The following is a 17,870-nucleotide window of genomic DNA, read 5'->3' as shown; positions in this document are numbered from 1 at the left end:
TATGTCACTCAATGAACGCGATGCCACAGAGTTCGCCGAAATGTTCGCCGCGTTGGTCGACGCGATTTCGCTGGCAGTGCTGGACAAGAAACAGGCCATTCGACTGACGTTGACGACACTGTTCGCTGGCGGGCACCTGCTGCTCGAGGACGCGCCCGGAACAGGAAAAACTGCTCTTGCGCGCGCGCTGGCGGCAACCATTGACGGGTCACACTCGCGCATCCAGTTCACACCTGACATGCTCCCCTCCGACATCACGGGCGTGAACATGTACGACCAGCAAAAACACGAGTGGGTATTCCACCGCGGCCCAATCTTCGCCCAGATTGTGCTGGCCGACGAAATCAACCGTGCATCGCCCAAGACGCAGTCGGCTCTGCTGGAAGTGATGGAAGAAGCGCACGTGACGATCGACGGCGTTTCCTACCCGGCTGGCGAACCCTTCATGGTGATTGCTACCCAGAACCCGGTCGAACAGGCCGGCACCTACCCGCTGCCTGAAGCGCAACTGGACCGATTCCTCATGAAAACGTCACTGGGGTACCCCTCGCGTGCAGCCATGATCGAAGTCCTTGACGGCGCGGCCGCACCGGACCGGTCACGTAACCTGCACCCCGTCGTCTCAGCCCATGAAGTCGACACGTTCCAGGCGATGGCCGCCGACAACCACACCGACCGCGCGGTTTTGGACTACATTGCCGCACTGGCGGAAGCCACCCGCGAAGACGAGTCCTCCATGTTGGGCGTGTCCACGCGAGCCGCCATCGGCATGACTCGATGCGCACGTGTATGGGCCGCAGCACAGGGACGTCACTTCGTGCTGCCTGACGACGTGAAAGCGCTCGCAGGACCTGTGTGGGAGCACCGCATCATCGTGGATCCGGACGCCGCATTCGCCGGCGCAACACCGGCCGGTGTGGTCTCGCGTGCACTGACCTCCGTTCCCGCTCCGATCACGGGTGCCTAAATGCCGCACGAGGCTCAGCGTCGAATATCCATCATAGGTGGAGTACGTCGTGCATGGGACATCGCCATTTCCACGATCACCATCAGTGGTGTCGGACTGCTGTGTGGTGGCATCGTGGCGACTATCCTTGCCTTCACCGCGCATTGGCGCGAAGCAGGGATCGTTGCCGTTGCGTGCGGATTATCCTTGATCGCCGCGCTGATCTGGATCATTGGGCGCGCTCCCCAGATCGTCAGCGTGGAGCTTCCTCAGACACGAACCGTCGCCGGACGCACCATCATTGGAGAGCTGCGCGTGCGCAACGACCATGCCCGACCGTCCCGCTCCCACGTCATTGAACTGCCGGTCGGATCAGGTGCCGCCCAGTTCGTCGTCCCTAATCTGGCGGGCAGGAGCTCGTGGTCGGAAGTATTCGCAGTTCCCACCCGCAGGCGCGGTATCGTCACGGTCGGTCCGCCCAGTTCAGTGCGCTCCGATCCGGTGGGTCTGTTCCGCAGAGTCAGAGCATGGACGAAACCGATTCGCGTCTACGTCCACCCGCGTACAGTGCGCGTTCCTTTCGACGCGACAGGCTTCCAGGCAGACATCGAAGGCGTGGTGACAGCTAAACTGTCCTCCTCCGACGTGTCGTTCCATGCGTTGCGGGATTACCAGCCCGGCGATGACCGGCGAAACGTTCACTGGCCGACCACTGCCCGCACGGGTCGCCTGGTTGTGCGTCAGTTTGAGGAAACCCGCCGCTCCCATCACGTGATTTTCATCGATACGTTGCGTGATCACTGGGAAGAAGAACCGTTTGAGACGGCGCTGTCCATCGCCGCTTCACTGGCTCTGACGGGCATCACCGCGTCGCACCAGGTTTCGATGGCAACCTCGTCACGCCCTGTTTCCACACTGTCCGCGACCCGCATGCTCGATGAACTCACTGAAGAAAGCTGGCGAGTGGAGGACCAGGACCTGAGTGAGCGTCTGCGTGAAGTCCTCACGTCATATCCCAACGCGTCCGTTCTCACGCTGATTGTTCCGGCAAGCGTGTCATATGACGAGATCGCGCGCCTGTGCCATCTGCCGAGCGTTGATGTCATCGTCGGCGTGATCCGCGTGGACCCGGACGCGCCCTCATCTCGATCCAGTTCGTCACGAGCAGTCGTCGCAACCTGCCCGACCCTGGAGTCGCTTCCCCGCATGCTGGCACGCGGAGGGCTGCGATGAGTGCGAACACGTTCGACCGCCCGCCTGCAGGTGCACAGCGTCCACGCCGTTTTCGTGTGCGTAATGGACGAGGGCGACTGACACGAAACCCGTTGCCTGTCTGGTCATGGATCGTTTTGGCGGTACTGTTCATTCCGGTGATTGCAGCGCACGAACCACTGTTTGGCCACGGACTGGGATTGCGCGCCGCGGGCAGTGGTGTTGCGGCAGGTCTGATCCTTGCGGCACTGTGCACCTACTGGCGCTGGGACGTGATTACGAGCGTGGCGGCACTGTTCGCGACGCACCTGCTGCTCGGCGGTATCGGCTCACTTCCTGAAACGCTGTACGCGCACGTCATTCCCACCGGGCGCACCCTTCAGTTCCTGGTCATGCAGCCCGTTGTCGCGTGGCGTGACCTGCTGACACTGGCACCACCTGCGTCATCGTATGTCGGCCCGTCGGTTATGCCGTGGATCTGCGGATTGCTGTGCGCATTCGCGACCGGGGTGATGACCATGCGGCGCGGCTGGGTTGTTGTCGGTACCATTCCGTTGGCGCTGATGGGCATCATCGCCGTGGCGTGGGGCCCCAGCGGCATGCAGCCGCCGGTGTGGGCCGTCATGGTGTGGTTCCTGGCGATCATCATGTGGTGGATGTGGTCCGTTCAGCATCTGCGCCTCCATTCTGATTTCGACATCCTCATCGGCCGGCGGGCTCGTCGTGCGGCAGGCATGACGACAACCGGACATAACACCTCGACACGGTCGGTGCGGCCAGTTCGCGCCCACGTGCTGCAGCAGGCTGTGGTCGCCCTCGTCATCACGGCATGTACGACCGCGCTCGCATTTCCTGTCACTTCTTACGTCGGATCGTGGGACGAACGCACAGTCCTGCGTGATCTTGTGGAGCCGCCGCTGGACCTGCATGACTACCCCAGTCCGCTTGCGGCCTTCCGGCATCTGACAACCGAGGAACGTGACGAGACGCTGATATCGGTGTCGCAACTGCCTCATGGGGCGCGCGTGCGCCTGGCAGTCATGGACACGTATAACGGCATCACATTCGGCATGTCCGATCCTGAGGAAAGCCCTGTCGGTAGCTACATTTCAGTGGGCAGTCAACTGCCGGTGCGGCCCTCTCCGATCGGTTCAGTGCGCGCAGATACGAGGGTGACAACGTCTGGCCTGATGGGGCCATGGGTTCCAACGATGGGGCAGGCCGAAGTTATCGAGTTTTCAGGCGATCAGGCGCAGCGATACCAGGATGGCCTGCACTGGAACAGGTGGGCAGACGCTGCGCTGACCACCGGGTCGGACGGGGATGATCTGAGCTATCACCTGGTCGCCGATGTGCCACCGCGCTGGTCTGATTCGCAGCTGGCAGGTGCCGGCGCAGTGTCGGTGGAAGGACAGCCTGACACGAACGTTCCTGACGGTGTCAAAGAACTTGCCGTCTCAATGTCAGCGATTGAATCGACTCCGATCAAGAAAGCCCGGGCCATTGAACGTACCTTGGCGCAGAACGGGTATTTCTCCAACGGGATGGATAAGAGCTCGCGGTCAGGACACCGGGCAGACCGACTGGCACGCATGATCGATGACGATCAGATGGTGGGCGATGACGAACAGTACGCAACTCTGATGGCTCTGATGCTGCATTCTCTGGGTATGTCAGCGCGCGTCGTGATGGGTGCCTATCCCAGTGACCCCGTCACAGGGGCTGCACTGGATCAACTGCAGGGGAATGCGGCCAGTGAAGCGCCGGTGCGTTCAGTTGGTCTCAAAGGTGCGGATCTGCACGTGTGGGTGGAGGCTGAATTTGTCGATGTCGGATGGGCGATTTTTGATCCCACACCCCCACGCGACAACATCTTTTCCGATCCGACCCCGGATCCGACTCCTACTCCGCGCCCGCAGGTTCTGCAGCCACCGAATCCGCCGGAAGAGCCACCGGAGCTTCCGCCGGCGATAACAGAGAAGAACACGCCATCCGATTCGGAAGCACCTGTCCCTGTCCCATGGGGCGTGATCCTCACCTCGGTCGGTATAGCGTTGCTCATCATCGTGCCAATTGCAGCAATTCTGCTGTGGAAGGCTCGACGCCTCTACAAGCGGCGTCACAGCTCCCCGCTGTCATCAGTGGAAGGCTCATGGAACCAGACGGTCGATCTTGCGGCTGATGCCGGAACCCGGCTTCCTCGCGACATGACACGTGCAGAAGCAGCGTGGAGCCTTGCGGACAGCGTGTGGCAGGACACTCACGAGGACACAGAGTCGCCCTCGCCCGTCGTTGATGAGTCGACGGTAGCGTCAGTTGACTGGCGCGTTGCCGGCCAGACAGCACCGGCGACAGTGCTCCTGGCATCTATTGCCGACCGCGCTCAGTTTGGACAGGACGTCGTGACGAAGGATGATGCCAACCGAGCCTGGGGTTACTATTCGCAGTTGAAGGCAGAACTGCGATCCAGGCAGTCCTGGTTCCAGCGGGCACTGACCGCGCTGTCCGTCAGGTCGCTGAGGCGGCACCGGCACCGCCGCGGAGGCTTCACCCATGCCGAAAAGCCCCGCACAGAATCCCGGTGGCGCTTCTGGAAACGGCACTCGCGCCGCGATCAGCGGCAAAAGGCGTTCTCCGATCAGCCTGTCCGCACGTCGTCACCTAAAGGAAGACCATGACAAGTCAGAACAACCAAGGCCCACAGCTTGAGGGATACACGTTCAGACGCGCATTGGGTCACGGTGGCTTTGCGGATGTCTACCTCTACCAGCAGCATGTTCCCTCGCGCGACGTTGCCGTCAAAGTGGCGCGCAACCATGAAGGCACTGACGCAGACGAGGCAGTGATCCGGGAAGCTGATGCAATGGCGGCGACATCGGCTCACCCGTCGATCCCATCACTGTATGACGTGGGCACCACTGCTCAGGGAGATTCCTACCTGATCATGGAGTACTGTCCTGTGACCAATGTGCTCCAACAGGTGCGTTCCCAACCGATGTCAGTGCGGCGCGCCCTGGACGTCATGATCCAGCTGTGCGGCGCAGCGGAAATGGTGCACCGGGCAGGATACGTCCACCGCGATATCAAACCATCCAACGTCATGATGAATGCATATGGTCACCCGATGCTCACTGATTTTGGGGTTGCCGCCAAGTTGGGTGCTCCCGCTTCCCATTCCGCTGACGGCTTTTCGGTGCTGTGGGCGCCACCTGAGCAGCAGGTGTCTGGCACGCCCGCCCACCCCTCGATGGATATCTGGGCGCTGGCCACGACCGCGTGGACGTTCCTGACTGGGCGCTCACCCTTTGAGGACCCGGTGGGCGACAATTCGGCCGTGGCTGTGGCTGGCCGCGTCCAGGAAGGGCGCATCGGCTCGCTGAACCGCTCTGACGTGCCACAGGTATTGGAAGCTGCGTTGCGTCAGGCGCTGTCAGTGGATCCACGCCAACGCCCTGCCTCAGCAGCAGAGCTGGGCCGGCAGTTCCAGCGCGCCCAGGAAGTCATGCATCAGCCGATGACGCGCATGGAGCTTCACAGCGCCGGGCCGCACGATGACCTGACAGCCGTGCAGGACACGTCTATTGATTCAGATCAGACCAGGGTGCGTGCCATTCGCACCATTGATCCGTCGATGTCAGGTGCAGATAACCGCCGAGCAACGACGTCGGTAGAGGGACGAACAACGGACGGCGGCTGGAGCACAGTGGTGCCTGGAGGGCACACTGCAGGCACCGCTCGCGGCGACGCCAGAGACGATGCGTCCGAGCAGGCAGCATCTGGATCCTTTGTCTTCGCTGATTCACAGTCGTATGCTGTCGAGCCCGACCAATGGGTCTCTGAAGAAGACAGACTGGCGCAGATTGAACGCGAGAACGCGGCTTTTTCCTCCGATACCGCGCGGCCGGCACGACGCCTGTCGCTTCCCGTCATTATCGTCATTGCATGCGTGTGTGTGCTGGCGTGTGCCGGGCTGGTGGTTGCCCTGCTCACCGGCGGGGGAGGCACAATATCGTGGAACGGTCCATCACCTGCGCCAGGCCCGATCAATAACCCGACACCCGCACCTCCCGCACCGGTGGACCCCATCGGTCAGACTCCGCCCTCGCCCACGTCAGTAAGCGGCGTTGTCGACGGCGATGTCATCCACTGGTCGTGGCGCCACCACATGTCCGCAGATTCGTCCGGCCAGTCGGGCGCTCAGGATGATGCAGGCCAGCAGGACAGCGCCATGCAGTCTGATTCTGGCGGCCAATCCGGCGACGAACAGGTCATCGAATTCTTCTATGTGATGAGCGGCCCTGAAAATCTCAACAAGTCGGGCAAGACTCAGGTGCAGTCACTGGATACGCACGCATTGTCGGGAGAGAACTGCCTGGAGGTGACAGCCGCCATCAGGGGAGGCCGTCAGTCCGATTCAGCCAAGGCCTGCGTCGATGTGCCGTAGGACGTTCTGCCGCCTCGTCCGCGCAGGATGCCACGCTGGCCGGATGCCCCGCTGAGACCTCCCTACTTTTGACCTGACTCAGTGCGCGGAACGCGAGGTGAAAACGGGTTCGACACGTGGCGTGTCGTCACGGAGCTCTTCCTGGCACGTTTCCTGGTTTGTCGGTGCTGATCGATCAGTGTGGCAGCCACGAGGCTTCCGAGAAGCACAGCCACCCCGATGCCTGCAGCGATTGTCAGGTATTGCGTGCGGCTTTTTGTCAGATCCTCTTCGGGCTTGACCAGGCGCACAGGTGGAGGAATCGGCCGGTCTGCCCGCTGGTAGCGAGGGTTAGGCGGACCATCCTGCGTACCGTCGTTCACGAAGTTGATCGCATCCTTGGGTGCAACAATTCCCCACCCGACAATCTCATTGCGTTCAGAGGGCGTGGAGCGTAATGCTGTTGCAAGAATCCTGTACTTCCAGTCAGCAGGAGTCTCCTCTGGATGAGCAGCAGCGACGAGGGCGGCAATGCCGGCGACGTACCCCGTTGAGTACGACGTGGAGGGCTGCTCGCCTGACAGGACACAATCACCCCACTGGAGGAACGTGGTCAGCACATCGGAACCGGGAGCTGCCACTTCCACGTGAACGCCGTGCACGACGCTGTCCGAAGGCTGTCCCTGAAGCGTTACCGCACTGACTGAGAGCACCTGCTCATAGTTGGCAGGAAAACGCACCCCTGAATTTTCCCCGTTCGGATCGGCGTTACCCGCCGAGGCGACAATGAGCGCACCGGCGTTCGTAGCATAGGCGACTGCCTGAGCCAACTCAGCATGGTCAGACGGTGACGATGCCGGAACAGCAATGATTTTGGCACCGTGATCGGCCGCCCACCGTATGCCCGCTGCTGTGCGCTTCACGTTCGGACCGCGCCCATTGTCGGTATCCTCGGGTCGCGTGGAAGCATATACGCGCACAGGCAGAATCTGTGCTGACTTGGCGATGCCGACCAGTCCGGATCCCTCAACTGGCCGCGACGCGATCTGACCGGCGACCGCCGTACCGTGTCCGTCGACATCGGTGCGCCCATCGCCACCCGAATCAACAAAATCGGTTCCTGGCTGAACAGCTTCCTTCAGGTGCTCATTAGCGCTGCTCACCCCTGAGTCCACAACAGCGACGAGCACTCCGCCGGTGGACAGTTCCCACGCCTGCTGGATTCCCAGTCGTTCAAAGACGGGCGGTTCAATCGGAACGTACTGCGTCTTGCCTACCTGGCATGCCTGTGGTTCGTCCCCATTGGCGAGGGGGATGCGCGCCCGGTGATCGACTCGCGCAGGCTGGCTGTGAGAAGTGCCAACCGGGGCTTGAGCGCGAGATGCATGAGGGATGAGCGACAGTGGAAGCAGGGCGCATACGCATGTCAGGAGGGCGGTGTGTGCCCACCTGACAATGTGTGTCCGTTGTTCGCTCATGAGGCTGAACCTGTGGCAGGATCGATGGGTTTGAGGTCGATGCCTTCAGGGATCAGCGCGATCCACGGCCCGGGAATCGGCGTAATGGAATTTTCGTCATACCCCAATCGCTGCATGGCTTCGGAGTAGTTCAGGCCCAGACCGTGCGACAGACCTGTATCAGAGATCAGCATGACGGCACCCAGGGAGCCGCCGGAAGTGGAACGTGCCAGAACACCGCTTCCGCCCAGAACGGATGTTGACCCCACGGCCGGCGGGTGAGGAGAATTCGAGGCCGCGGGGGAGGCGGACGTGCCCATACCCGACTGTGCGGATGCCAGATCTGGTGAATCAGCGGGTATGGCTGACAGGACGCTTCCTTTCTCGATGTCACTGACGTCGAGGTGAGCACACGGCCGAGCCTGCTCATTGGTAATCGTGCCGAGGGTGTCAGGCCAGTCCGCAGGAACAGGACCGCCTTCAGTGACGACATGAATATTGGCTATTTCACCGACGGACACTGTCGGTGGGTCAATTGTGTACGGGTTGCCGGTGGAAGAGGCCTGGTACATTGCATACGACACGTCGGAGAGCTGGACCAGCTGACCATCGCCTATGACGAGGTAGTGGTGGTCTCCCTCGGGAAATTTGACGTTGATGATCGTGCCGACGACGGCATCGTGGACGGACGAGGGCATCCCGCTGACGGGCGTACCGCTGTTGTCGAGACTGATGGGGGTGAATGGTGTGCCGTTATTGAAGAGATTGAGCCAGTCAGCCGGCACGTCAAAGACAGGTGAATCGTTGATGTTGAGGGTGTTCTTGAGGACTTCGAGATGTTCGGGTTCGATGCGGTGACGCACATTCTCTGCAATGACGTAGAGGGTGTCGCCCTGTTTGACCAGCGTTGTCGTCACGGGTTCGAGGCCGTCGGGTCGGATTGACACCCATGTGTGGGTCGACGCGTTTTCCATGACGCATGCGTTCCACTCGGTTGCTTTCAGGTCGGTGGGAGCGGGGACATTATCGGGTGCTTCAGGTTCTCCGATCGCATCGCCGCGAGGAATACCCGCGATCACTTTTTCTCCCACGGAAACGGTCTGCAGGGAGCCAGCCGGGGTGCGCATACGCGCTGAGGTGACATTGTAGATCGGGTGCAGCACTCCTTGAACGGAGTAGTAGCGCGCGCCTGTTCCCTTGACGATAATCAGCGTGTTGTTCTGCCAGTTATCCGGCAGGGTGGGGGAGAACTTTCCCATCGCGAAGGCAATGCCGAGCATCAGCAGTGAAATGACGATCCCGCCGATCAGGGGCGGCACGAACGATTTGGATTCCAGTTCCCGGCCTCCAGGCGTGCCGGAGATGAACGCCGTGACGAGTCGGCGGCGATTAAACCGTTGCGCATTGAGAATATCTTTATTGGAAGCCATTAAATGATCCCCCACACCAGGCACGTCAACGGAATGATCGCGATCAGAGCGATGACGTTGGCTCCATCTGCCAGGCGAGTGAGCCACGGGCGCAGCCGCGAATTAACGACGTTGGCCGCCAGGATCAGGATCGCGACCAGGACCGTCAGGCCTACCGTCCAGGGAAGCAGCCACGATACCGCCAGAGTTGCCAGGATCCCGGTGGCGAGCGTGATCAACATGCCGGCGACAACCCCGATAAAGACGTCAATTCGGCCGTGAAGCGACCGCGTCCCCAGCATGAATGCCGCCCCCACGCATGCCATGAGCAGGACACCCTCGACGGTCGCAACCACCATCGGAACGCAGGTAATGATCACCATGAACGATGCGATCTTCACTGATAAAGCCAGCGCCTGTCCGGTCACTACCTGTTCATCGACTGCTGCACCTGAGAATGACTCTGTTGATTGGATGTTAAGAGCGGGAATCCGCGAGGGCATCTGTGCCAGCCCGATCCACGGAGTCGACAGCACGACCAGCGTCAGGAGAGCCACCACCACCGTCGCTGACCGTTGCAGCGAAACTGTGGCGTAGGCAGTCAGTGCGCCGACGACCATATAGGAAAACCCTGCGAGCAATGGGCCGCCGGCAATGATGCGTAACCCCGGGGGAAGCACCATCGTGGCAAGGGAGCCGAACATGATGCCGACGCCGATGGCCATGAAACAGTGCGCCAGGTTCCCATCAGTGATGAGGGCAAATCCTGCGACACCAAGAAGAACGGGAACGGTCAAGCTGAGCGAAACGGCTCCTGCAGTGCTGCTTCCTCGTGCCACGATCGCTGCAGTGGCGCACACGAGGGCGGCTCCGACAGCTGCGATGATGGCGGTGGCCATCGTGTGTCCACCGCGAATTGCGAGCAGCACCGCTGCAGTCAGGATCAGGATGACTCCGCAGTGTGATGACAACTGTGCACTGTCGCCTTTGGTCCATGCGTCCTGATGTTTGTTGACGGATGTGCCGATAGCTTCAACCAGATCGTCATAGCGCTGGTCTACTGTGCTGCCACCCTCGGACTCAAGGGTAAGAAGTGTGCCGGGAGTGACGTGTTGGGCGCGCAGGGTTTGAGAATGGTCGAGTACGCGCCCTGACGGAGTCAGGAGTCGGTATCCCTGAGTTGCCGTTTCTGGATCGAGGCGGCCAAGTGCTTCAACCATGCCCGGCAGCAGCTCCGCCACGATCAACGATGACGGTACGGACATATCGAGCTTTTGACCAGCGCACATGACGGAGATTGGCATGAGTGTTCCGGTGCGTGATTTGACGCTCTGTGGCATGAACGGTCCTCTCGGATGCGTCGCCCGTGGAATTCGGGCCCCATCTAAGACTAAACGGTATTTCATTTATTGGAACATCAACAAACAATAAGTATGAAAGAGGGAAACCGTGAAGGGCATGCTGACGGTTCGATGGGTGAACACCCCGCATACTGCGAATCCGCGGACGACCAGCGTTAACTACCGTTTCTTTCGAGCGTAAACGGGCAAAAATCTCGATTTTTTTGCCGATTCTTTCAAGTAACACGTCGGTGACGAAACGTTTACAGTTTACTTCAGACTATTGCCAAACGGGGGGCGGGTATGTTTCAGTAAGTGTGTCATCTTCCGAGTGTTCGAAGTGAGTGCTCGGCAGCCTACCGATTATGGAGGATAAAACATGGCTGGACAGGTTTCCGCCGCAGAGGGTGCAATCCTCAAAGGCGCTCAAACTGTTTCTTCTACACGTCAGGATCTTGAGGGCCGCCTGAGCACCTTGCGCTCCAACCTTTCAAGCATCGGCTCACAGTGGGTCGGCAACGCATCTACCGCTTTCCAGCAGCTGATGGTTCAGTGGGATGAGGATGCACGCAAGATCACCAGTGCGTTGAACGAATTCGAAGCCAACCTGCGTTCATCGCAGCAGGCTTACGACACGACCGATGCCGACCACCAGGCTGCGATGAACTCCGTCGCCGGCCGTCTTGGAATGTGAGAGGACTAAGCTGAAATGGATCTGAAAGTAAACTACGGGGCTCTGTCAACCGCCTCAGCAGATATCAACACTGGTGCTACCGGCATTCAAAACACCTTGGATCAGATGGATTCTGAGCTCCAGCAGCTGCAGACCAACTGGGAAGGCGATGCACAGCAGGCCTACCAGGTTGCCAAGGCAAAGTGGACCGAGGGCATGACCGGTATGCGTGACGTCCTGGCTCGCATCAGCGTTCTCGTCGAGCAGGCTAACCAGGATTACAACTCAACTGACCACCACAACGCAGGACTGTTCCAGTAGTCTGAGCCTTGTGCTTGTCGAAAGGGACGCTGCAGGCGGTTTCTCGCGGCAGCGTCCCTTTCGCCGGTTCACTATTTCGATCTGATTCACGACATGGACACAACGATCGTTCGACCACGACAGGTGTAGAGGAGAAACAGTGTCTGGAGGCTGGGAAGTAGATGTTGATGCTGCGCGGACGGAGCTGAATAAGCTGCGCCACGACGGGTTGACTCACGTTACAGCGGCGAAGACTTCCACTGGCAGCATTGCCAGGGGTGAGACCAGCGCGAAGTGGGGAGTTGAAAGCGGAGCGGTGATGTTCCGTGAGCGTCTCGTTGAAAATTTGAATGAACTGGAGGTCCTCATCGATCTGCTTCATTCAGACTTGACTGCCTTCTCCGGTGGTGTTGACGATGCGATCAATGCATTCATACGCTCCGATACGGACTCTGAAGCAGAGTTGAAGGTCAAGGAAGCAGAATCTGCCCGAAATGCCGAGCGCCCGCAGGAGCAGGAACGCCTTCGCGAGCAAAGCGGCGAAGAGGCAGATACGAGTGAGCAGGGCTCAGAAGGCGCGACCGAGCGTACGAACTCGGAATCCGAAGATGGAAACGAGCGCAGGAATTCGGAGTCCGAAGACCCCGAGTAAGCCCCTGAGAGATTCCACATGTTGAACTACTGGAGTGAATAGGTGAATCATGGCTGGAGAAATCGTCCAACGACTGGAAGCGGTGCAGCAGCTTCCGGTGCGAGGCGCGGAGACGCCGGAGTTGATCGAGAAGATTTCAGAAAAACTCGATGAGTGCAACGAGATCATTAGCACGTATAAGGCCAGGACGAATATTTCTGGCGAAACCAATGACGCCATTGTGAGTTGGCTATCGCGGTGCCAGAGCAAGGTGGAAGATTACTCGGCCGCGGTCAGGACGTATTCGAAGGCTTATTCTCAGGCGCAGGTTGCTATCGGAGAGGCGTCGCGTGAGGGTGAGACGGTTGTCGCGGAGTATCACCGCGCAGGCCCCAAGCGTCCTGAAGATATCAGCCAGCTCGATTCGGAAGCCGCCCAGATCCTTTCGAAAATGAATGAGGGCCTGTTCGCGGCATCTCGAACAGCTAAGAACGTGATCTCCAAAGTCCAGCAAGTGAACAGGTCAGGAGGCTCCTCCACAGGGAATAATTCTTCACGGTCGGGATCGGGCGTCGGCTACGCGAATTACGACTACCCAAATGGAACCGGCTCTCGTGGACGCGGGCAGAGCGCAGGAATACCGTTGATCTCCGGATCTGAGACACGTCACGGACTGGGTTCGTGGATGTCGAACATGCGAGGCGAGTCGAGCGCGTCCATCGGAGACGTCAACTCAGGTGCCACGGCATTTGAAAGCGGAACTCGCAATGAGGCAACGCTGTCAGGCTCCTCCCCTGATGGTGCGATCAGACCTGACGGCCCCCTGAAGGGATATCTGCCGGAGGGAACGCGCCCTAAGGGTATCGGTGCATTCCTCGATCAGGGAATCGCTGCGGAGGGAAGTCGTCTGGGAGTAGGCGGCTCGACGGCTGTCATGGCAGGAGGTCTGCTGGGAGCAGGAGCTGCCACTTTGGCTGCCCGGGCCGGCGGATCAGGTCTGTCAGGACTGTCATTGGCCGGACCGAACGCAGCGGCCGCATTTTCGCGGGGAGTTCCCGCCAGCGGAATCGTGTCATCGTCCACCTCGGGTGGTGCTGGAGGAAGTGCAGCAGGAATGTCCGCGCAAGGCACAACAGGTGGTGCTGGAGGAAGTGCAGCAGGAATGTCCGCGCAAGGCACAACAGGTGGCGCTGGAGGAATGGCTGCCCGGGGCGCGACAGGCTTTGGAGCTCAAGGTGCAGGTGGTGCGGCCAACTCTTCAGCTGCGGCTGCCGCAGGTCGAGGCGGAATGGGACGAGGCTTTATGGCACCCATGGGCGGTACCGGTGCCGGCTCTGACAACAGCGAGAGAAAATCCGCGCTCGTGGGATACGATGTATTCCGTTTGGAAGAAGACGCAGCTTCAGAACCATACGAATCAGAACAGTCAGGAGCAGGTTCAGCGGAGGATCTACATGCCAGTGAAAGCGAGATCGAGGATCGTTGGTGAGTAGTTTCCCGATTCGATCAACTCGCCCCCTCAGAAGTCTCAGCCTCTGCCTATCAGCAGTGCTCATCGCTCTGCTGTGCATGGTGGGCGTCCCCGCCCACGGCGATGACACAATTCGCGACCAGGCCTACGAGGACTATCTAGGGTTGGACGAGGCGCGCTCGCAGGGGCTGGATGGGTCCGGCATCACGATCGGAATCGTGGACGGACTGGCCGATACGGGAGTGCCGGAACTGGCCGGTGCCGACATCGCCGCTCACGAGGCAATGTGCTCTGACGCCGCATTCGAACCTATTGAAGTGTCACACGCAACCGCCGTCACGTCAGTAGTCGCCTCGCCGGATTACGGCGTGGCACCCGGTGCGACAATCGTGAACTTTGCGGTGACGTCGCTGTTCAATGAGTCCCGTGACGGCCTGTCCACGCATTGCGCTGCCCAGGACAACGTGGTCAGTGCAATCAATGCCGCCATCAACGCGGGCGCCGATATCGTGGTGATCACGATCGGTGGCAGCGCTTCGCTGCTCCAATATGTCTCGATGCGCGCCGAGCTGCACGAGGTGTTGCTGGTGGCAGCTGCCGGCAATAAAGAGGATTTCCCTATCGATATCGCCGCAGATAACGGTGTGCTGGCTGTGGGCTCATCTGACTTTGAAGGCAACCGCTCAACGTTTTCTTCCCACGGCGAGGGATTGGACGTGGTCCTTCCCGGTGAACAGATCACGCTTCGCGATCCGGACCCTGACGGCAACCTCACGGTCATTACACCTGATGCATGTGGAACCTCGTTTTCAGCTCCAATGGCTGCCGGCATGCTGGCATTGGGTATGCAGAAGTGGCCCGAGGCGACGCCGTACGAAGTGCTCAACGCTTTTTCGTGGTCCACAGGTCGTGAAGACTGGGATGAGCAGATTGGTTTTGGAGTTCCGCAGCTGCATGAGTTCCTCAACGCCGATCCAACCCGTTTCAAGGACGAAAACCCCCTGCTGCACAAATCAGATCACGGCCCTGATGATCAGCTGCGAGCCGATTACCGCGACGGCCTCATTGACCCCTTCTTCACGATAGATGTCGGAGACAAGGACTACGTGTATCGCGGGCGCGCAGACGACGCTTTTGCACGTCCCGAATACGGCGATCAATGGCAGCCCGGCACCTCACCGCGCTTTACCCAATCGGGGCAGTCAGGTGCCAGCCAGTCTGACGCCAGCCAACTGCCTCAGTCCGCACCATCAGACGGGGCCGGCCAGTCCAATGGCATACCGCTTGGCATCTGGATTGCAGTAGGTGCAGTCGTCTTTGTCGTCATAATTGTGGTCGTCGTGCTTGTTGCCCGCGCGCGTTCGCCTCGGACCGGCACTCCACGTCAGCAGCCATTCTAAGAGCAGCCAGGGACGCAGCTGAGGCGCAGTCGATGCGGCAATCGATCTTCCTGGCACACAAACTCTATGAATTTGAGCCCAGACGTGAAAAACTCGGAGTGAACATCCGACAGGAAGAGGTATGCCATGGACCTATCTCGTCTCGGTAGCGTTGTACGCACGCGGTGGGGAGCAGCAACCGATCAGGGTCCGCGCCCCGACAATGAGGACCATTGGGCAGCACAGCCCCCTCTCTACGCAGTAGCAGACGGTATGGGTGGACATGCAGGTGGCGGACGTGCCTCCGAAGTGGCGATCCAGGCTTTCACTGGCGCACTGTCCGGCGATGCTCTCAATGGCCGCGAAGCCGATGTGAACGACCTTGATCATGCCATTTCCGTCGCCGCGCAGGCAGTGATGGCCCTGGCCACCCCCTCGTCCATGTCCGACGAGGACAAAGACCTGGCGAATATTGTGCTGGCCGGTGCGCCGGGCACGACCCTGACGGGGGTTCTCATCGCCAGTCACGAGGAGCGGCCCCAATGGCTTGTCTTCAATGTAGGCGATTCACGTACGTACCTTATAAACGATGGGCAGATCCGGGCCATGACGAAAGACCATTCGGCCCGGCAGGAAGCGCGTGACGCTCAATGGTCACCAGACGAACTCCCCGCAGCCAATATCATCACACGCGCCCTGGGTGGCGGAATGCCGGGCCTGCCCCAGGCAGACTTCACCGTGACGACGATCGCGCCTGGGGACAGGGTGGTGATCTGCTCAGATGGAGTGCACTCGGCGATTGACGACGCGGAGATGGTTCGCATCGTTACTCAGTCAGATGATGCTCAACGCGCGGCAAATGCGCTGGTGGATGCGGCGCTGGAGCGGCAGACACGCGACAACGCGACGGTTGTGACGATTTTCGTTGAATCCGTGAATCCGCCGTGGCCAGCTGACGATTCCGTCAATCCGTTTGAACGTACCGTCGGCATTGCGCGTCCTTCCTCTACGCAGACGATTCGCCGTCAGCCAGGCAGTGATGCGGCCGAACAAGCGGGCGACGAGGTTCCTTCGTCCGCGGAGGAAACCATCTGATGTGGCAGGTTGGACGCGTATCCACCCAAGGGCATGGGTTTGTCGCCGTCAACGGCCCGTTCGGCACGGCATTGGTGTCCTCTGAATGCCTGAACGCCGCACTGACGTGTGTCATGAACGAGGGGGACCCCGGCGAGCTGCTCGAATCGATTCGTGCACAAGGCGGACGCGTTTTCGTCGCTGATACTCGCGGGGACCAGGTGCAGCTCTATGCGCATCCCGAATGTTCGATTCGGACCTGGAGCGCGAGCCCGGTGACGGATTCTGAAGCAGCAGGCCAACCGCAGGTTCGCTCCTCGCGCATCACGTCCGAAGGTGTGCAGGCCGATTCTTCACACTGGGACGCCATCGAGATCGAGTTCGGCTCTGGCGAACTGGATCAGCCTGATGCTGACAGCAATGACACGGACCAGGCAGATGGCATCGCTGATGGGCAGCGCCGTGATCCGTGGCTGCCGCTTGTCACAGGCGCGGCTCAGGCTCGCCGAGTGCGCATCGGTTACTTCGATCCGGTGTCCTCGCCTCTCGATGCAGTAGATCGTGACGATGCCTCAGAGCGCGACGCGTCACCTCATGACGTGTCACCTGAGCCGAACGAGAAACCTCTCGTCGATGGTGACAATACCGCGAGCAGCGTGGATGCTGAGCCGACACCTCCAAGTGACCCGGCACCGCCTGTCGGACCTGCCGGGGTTGCTGCACCAGTCACCCCTGCTGCGCCTGCTGCCAGTGACGTGCCTGACGGCCCTGCCAAGCTGGCAACGCCGTCTGGACCCGCTCCGAGTGACGTTCCCGAAGGGTTCAACCCTGAATCGCTCGAAAAAACGATGACGCCTGAAATGCTCGAACAGATGCGCCGTCAACGCGAACAAAACCAGCCACGTCGCGACTCGAAGGACTCACTGGATTCGGGCCAGGGCCCCCAGGCACCTCACACCGTGCGTTATGCTGCGCAGCCTGCGGCACCCACCGCTCAACCATCAGCCAGGTCGCAGAGCCCCGACAGTGCGAGCAGCGGCACCCAATTTGCTGACAGTTCCTTTCAGGGACGCCCCTATGATTTTGCGGCCCCGAACGGATACCCGGGTCCTCCGCCGTCTCCACTCCCACCTGAGACACCGCACACGCGACTCAGTGCTTACCTCGTCTATGCCGGTGGAGCGCCTGTTGAACTCACCCGGGATGTGGTCATTGGTCGAGATCCGAACTCGCGCGTCATTACAGGGCGCCCACCTGCCACAACACTTCGCGTGCCCAGCCCGCAGGGGGAAATATCTCGGTCACACTGCATCGTCATGCCGCAAGGCCCTGAACGGTGGGCCGTGATGGATCTGGGATCTGCTAACGGCACGACAGTCGTACACGAAAACGGGCAAGTCAGCCGTGTCGCCACGTGGGATCCAGTAGTCCTATTCGACCGCGATCGCATCGACCTGGGGGAGGGGCTCAGCGTGGAGTTCCGCGTCGTTGAAACACCGGCGATGCGTTACGCCCCGCCGCAGGGCTGACCAGCCGGGCAGCAGCCGACACCCCG

At 60.3% G+C, this 17,870-nt stretch carries 14 protein-coding genes; 11 read left to right on the top strand and 3 right to left on the bottom strand.

All coding sequences use genetic code 11. The annotated features are described in order from the left end of the window. The first annotated feature begins 1 nt into the window (after position 1). From AC1EJ1_RS04605 to AC1EJ1_RS04590, 4 genes are read left to right on the top strand one after another with little or no spacing between them, the layout of a single operon-like run. Positions 2-967 (top strand): AAA family ATPase, encoded by a 966-nt coding sequence (locus AC1EJ1_RS04605; RefSeq protein WP_092648199.1) that lies wholly within the window; start codon positions 2-4, stop codon positions 965-967. Beyond that, complete coding sequence (locus tag AC1EJ1_RS04600; protein WP_285016004.1) at positions 968-2,179, top strand: DUF58 domain-containing protein; 1,212 nt, start codon at positions 968-970, stop codon at positions 2,177-2,179. Continuing rightward, positions 2,176-4,836 carry a transglutaminase-like domain-containing protein gene (locus AC1EJ1_RS04595; protein WP_480295408.1) on the top strand — a complete coding sequence of 887 codons (2,661 nt, stop codon included), beginning with the start codon at positions 2,176-2,178 and terminating at the stop codon, positions 4,834-4,836. The genes AC1EJ1_RS04600 and AC1EJ1_RS04595 overlap by 4 nt, the downstream gene beginning before the upstream one ends. After that, the gene (locus tag AC1EJ1_RS04590; protein ID WP_480295406.1) at positions 4,833-6,602 is read left to right on the top strand and encodes a serine/threonine-protein kinase; all 1,770 of its coding nucleotides are present in this window, start codon (positions 4,833-4,835) and stop codon (positions 6,600-6,602) included. Before AC1EJ1_RS04595 ends, AC1EJ1_RS04590 begins: the two co-directional genes overlap by 4 nt. A 62-nt stretch (positions 6,603-6,664) precedes the next feature. Here the strand turns inward: AC1EJ1_RS04590 and AC1EJ1_RS04585 are convergent, their stop codons facing one another. From AC1EJ1_RS04585 to AC1EJ1_RS04575, 3 genes are read right to left on the bottom strand one after another with little or no spacing between them, the layout of a single operon-like run. After that, the gene (locus AC1EJ1_RS04585; protein ID WP_480295405.1) at positions 6,665-8,059 is read right to left on the bottom strand and encodes a S8 family serine peptidase; all 1,395 of its coding nucleotides are present in this window, start codon (positions 8,057-8,059) and stop codon (positions 6,665-6,667) included. Further along, the gene (gene eccB / locus AC1EJ1_RS04580; RefSeq protein ID WP_480295403.1) at positions 8,056-9,468 is read right to left on the bottom strand and encodes a type VII secretion protein EccB; all 1,413 of its coding nucleotides are present in this window, start codon (positions 9,466-9,468) and stop codon (positions 8,056-8,058) included. The genes AC1EJ1_RS04585 and eccB overlap by 4 nt, the downstream gene beginning before the upstream one ends. After that, positions 9,468-10,787: an EsaB/YukD family protein gene (locus AC1EJ1_RS04575; RefSeq protein ID WP_480295402.1), complete on the bottom strand. Its 1,320-nt coding sequence runs from the start codon at positions 10,785-10,787 to the stop codon at positions 9,468-9,470. Before AC1EJ1_RS04575 ends, eccB begins: the two co-directional genes overlap by 1 nt. Positions 10,788-11,166: 379 nt before the next feature. Here AC1EJ1_RS04575 and AC1EJ1_RS04570 point away from each other — a divergent pair, with 379 nt between their 5' ends. The 7 genes from AC1EJ1_RS04570 (at position 11,167) to AC1EJ1_RS04540 (ending at position 17,844) form a co-directional block, all read left to right on the top strand. Beyond that, positions 11,167-11,481, top strand: a complete 315-nt coding sequence (locus AC1EJ1_RS04570; RefSeq protein WP_058237775.1) for a WXG100 family type VII secretion target — start codon at positions 11,167-11,169, stop codon at positions 11,479-11,481. Between the two features lie 15 nt (positions 11,482-11,496). Then, complete coding sequence (locus AC1EJ1_RS04565) at positions 11,497-11,781, top strand: WXG100 family type VII secretion target (protein ID WP_058237776.1); 285 nt, start codon at positions 11,497-11,499, stop codon at positions 11,779-11,781. A gap of 139 nt (positions 11,782-11,920) precedes the next feature. Continuing rightward, the gene (locus AC1EJ1_RS04560; protein ID WP_070728167.1) at positions 11,921-12,412 is read left to right on the top strand and encodes a hypothetical protein; all 492 of its coding nucleotides are present in this window, start codon (positions 11,921-11,923) and stop codon (positions 12,410-12,412) included. 49 nt (positions 12,413-12,461) lie between these two features. Then, positions 12,462-13,880 (top strand): hypothetical protein, encoded by a 1,419-nt coding sequence (locus AC1EJ1_RS04555; protein WP_285016009.1) that lies wholly within the window; start codon positions 12,462-12,464, stop codon positions 13,878-13,880. A 59-nt stretch (positions 13,881-13,939) separates the two neighbouring features. Next, positions 13,940-15,262 (top strand): S8 family peptidase, encoded by a 1,323-nt coding sequence (locus AC1EJ1_RS04550; protein ID WP_285016010.1) that lies wholly within the window; start codon positions 13,940-13,942, stop codon positions 15,260-15,262. 126 nt (positions 15,263-15,388) lie between these two features. Continuing rightward, positions 15,389-16,336 carry a PP2C family protein-serine/threonine phosphatase gene (locus AC1EJ1_RS04545; protein ID WP_074026241.1) on the top strand — a complete coding sequence of 316 codons (948 nt, stop codon included), beginning with the start codon at positions 15,389-15,391 and terminating at the stop codon, positions 16,334-16,336. Continuing rightward, positions 16,336-17,844, top strand: a complete 1,509-nt coding sequence (locus AC1EJ1_RS04540) for an FHA domain-containing protein (RefSeq protein ID WP_480295401.1) — start codon at positions 16,336-16,338, stop codon at positions 17,842-17,844. Before AC1EJ1_RS04545 ends, AC1EJ1_RS04540 begins: the two co-directional genes overlap by 1 nt. Positions 17,845-17,870: the final 26 nt, after the last annotated feature.

This window comes from Pauljensenia sp. C0170B4, assembly GCF_056590235.1.
The sequence above is the reverse complement of the archived record's forward strand: the minus strand, read 5'-3'. Positions and strand labels throughout refer to the sequence as shown.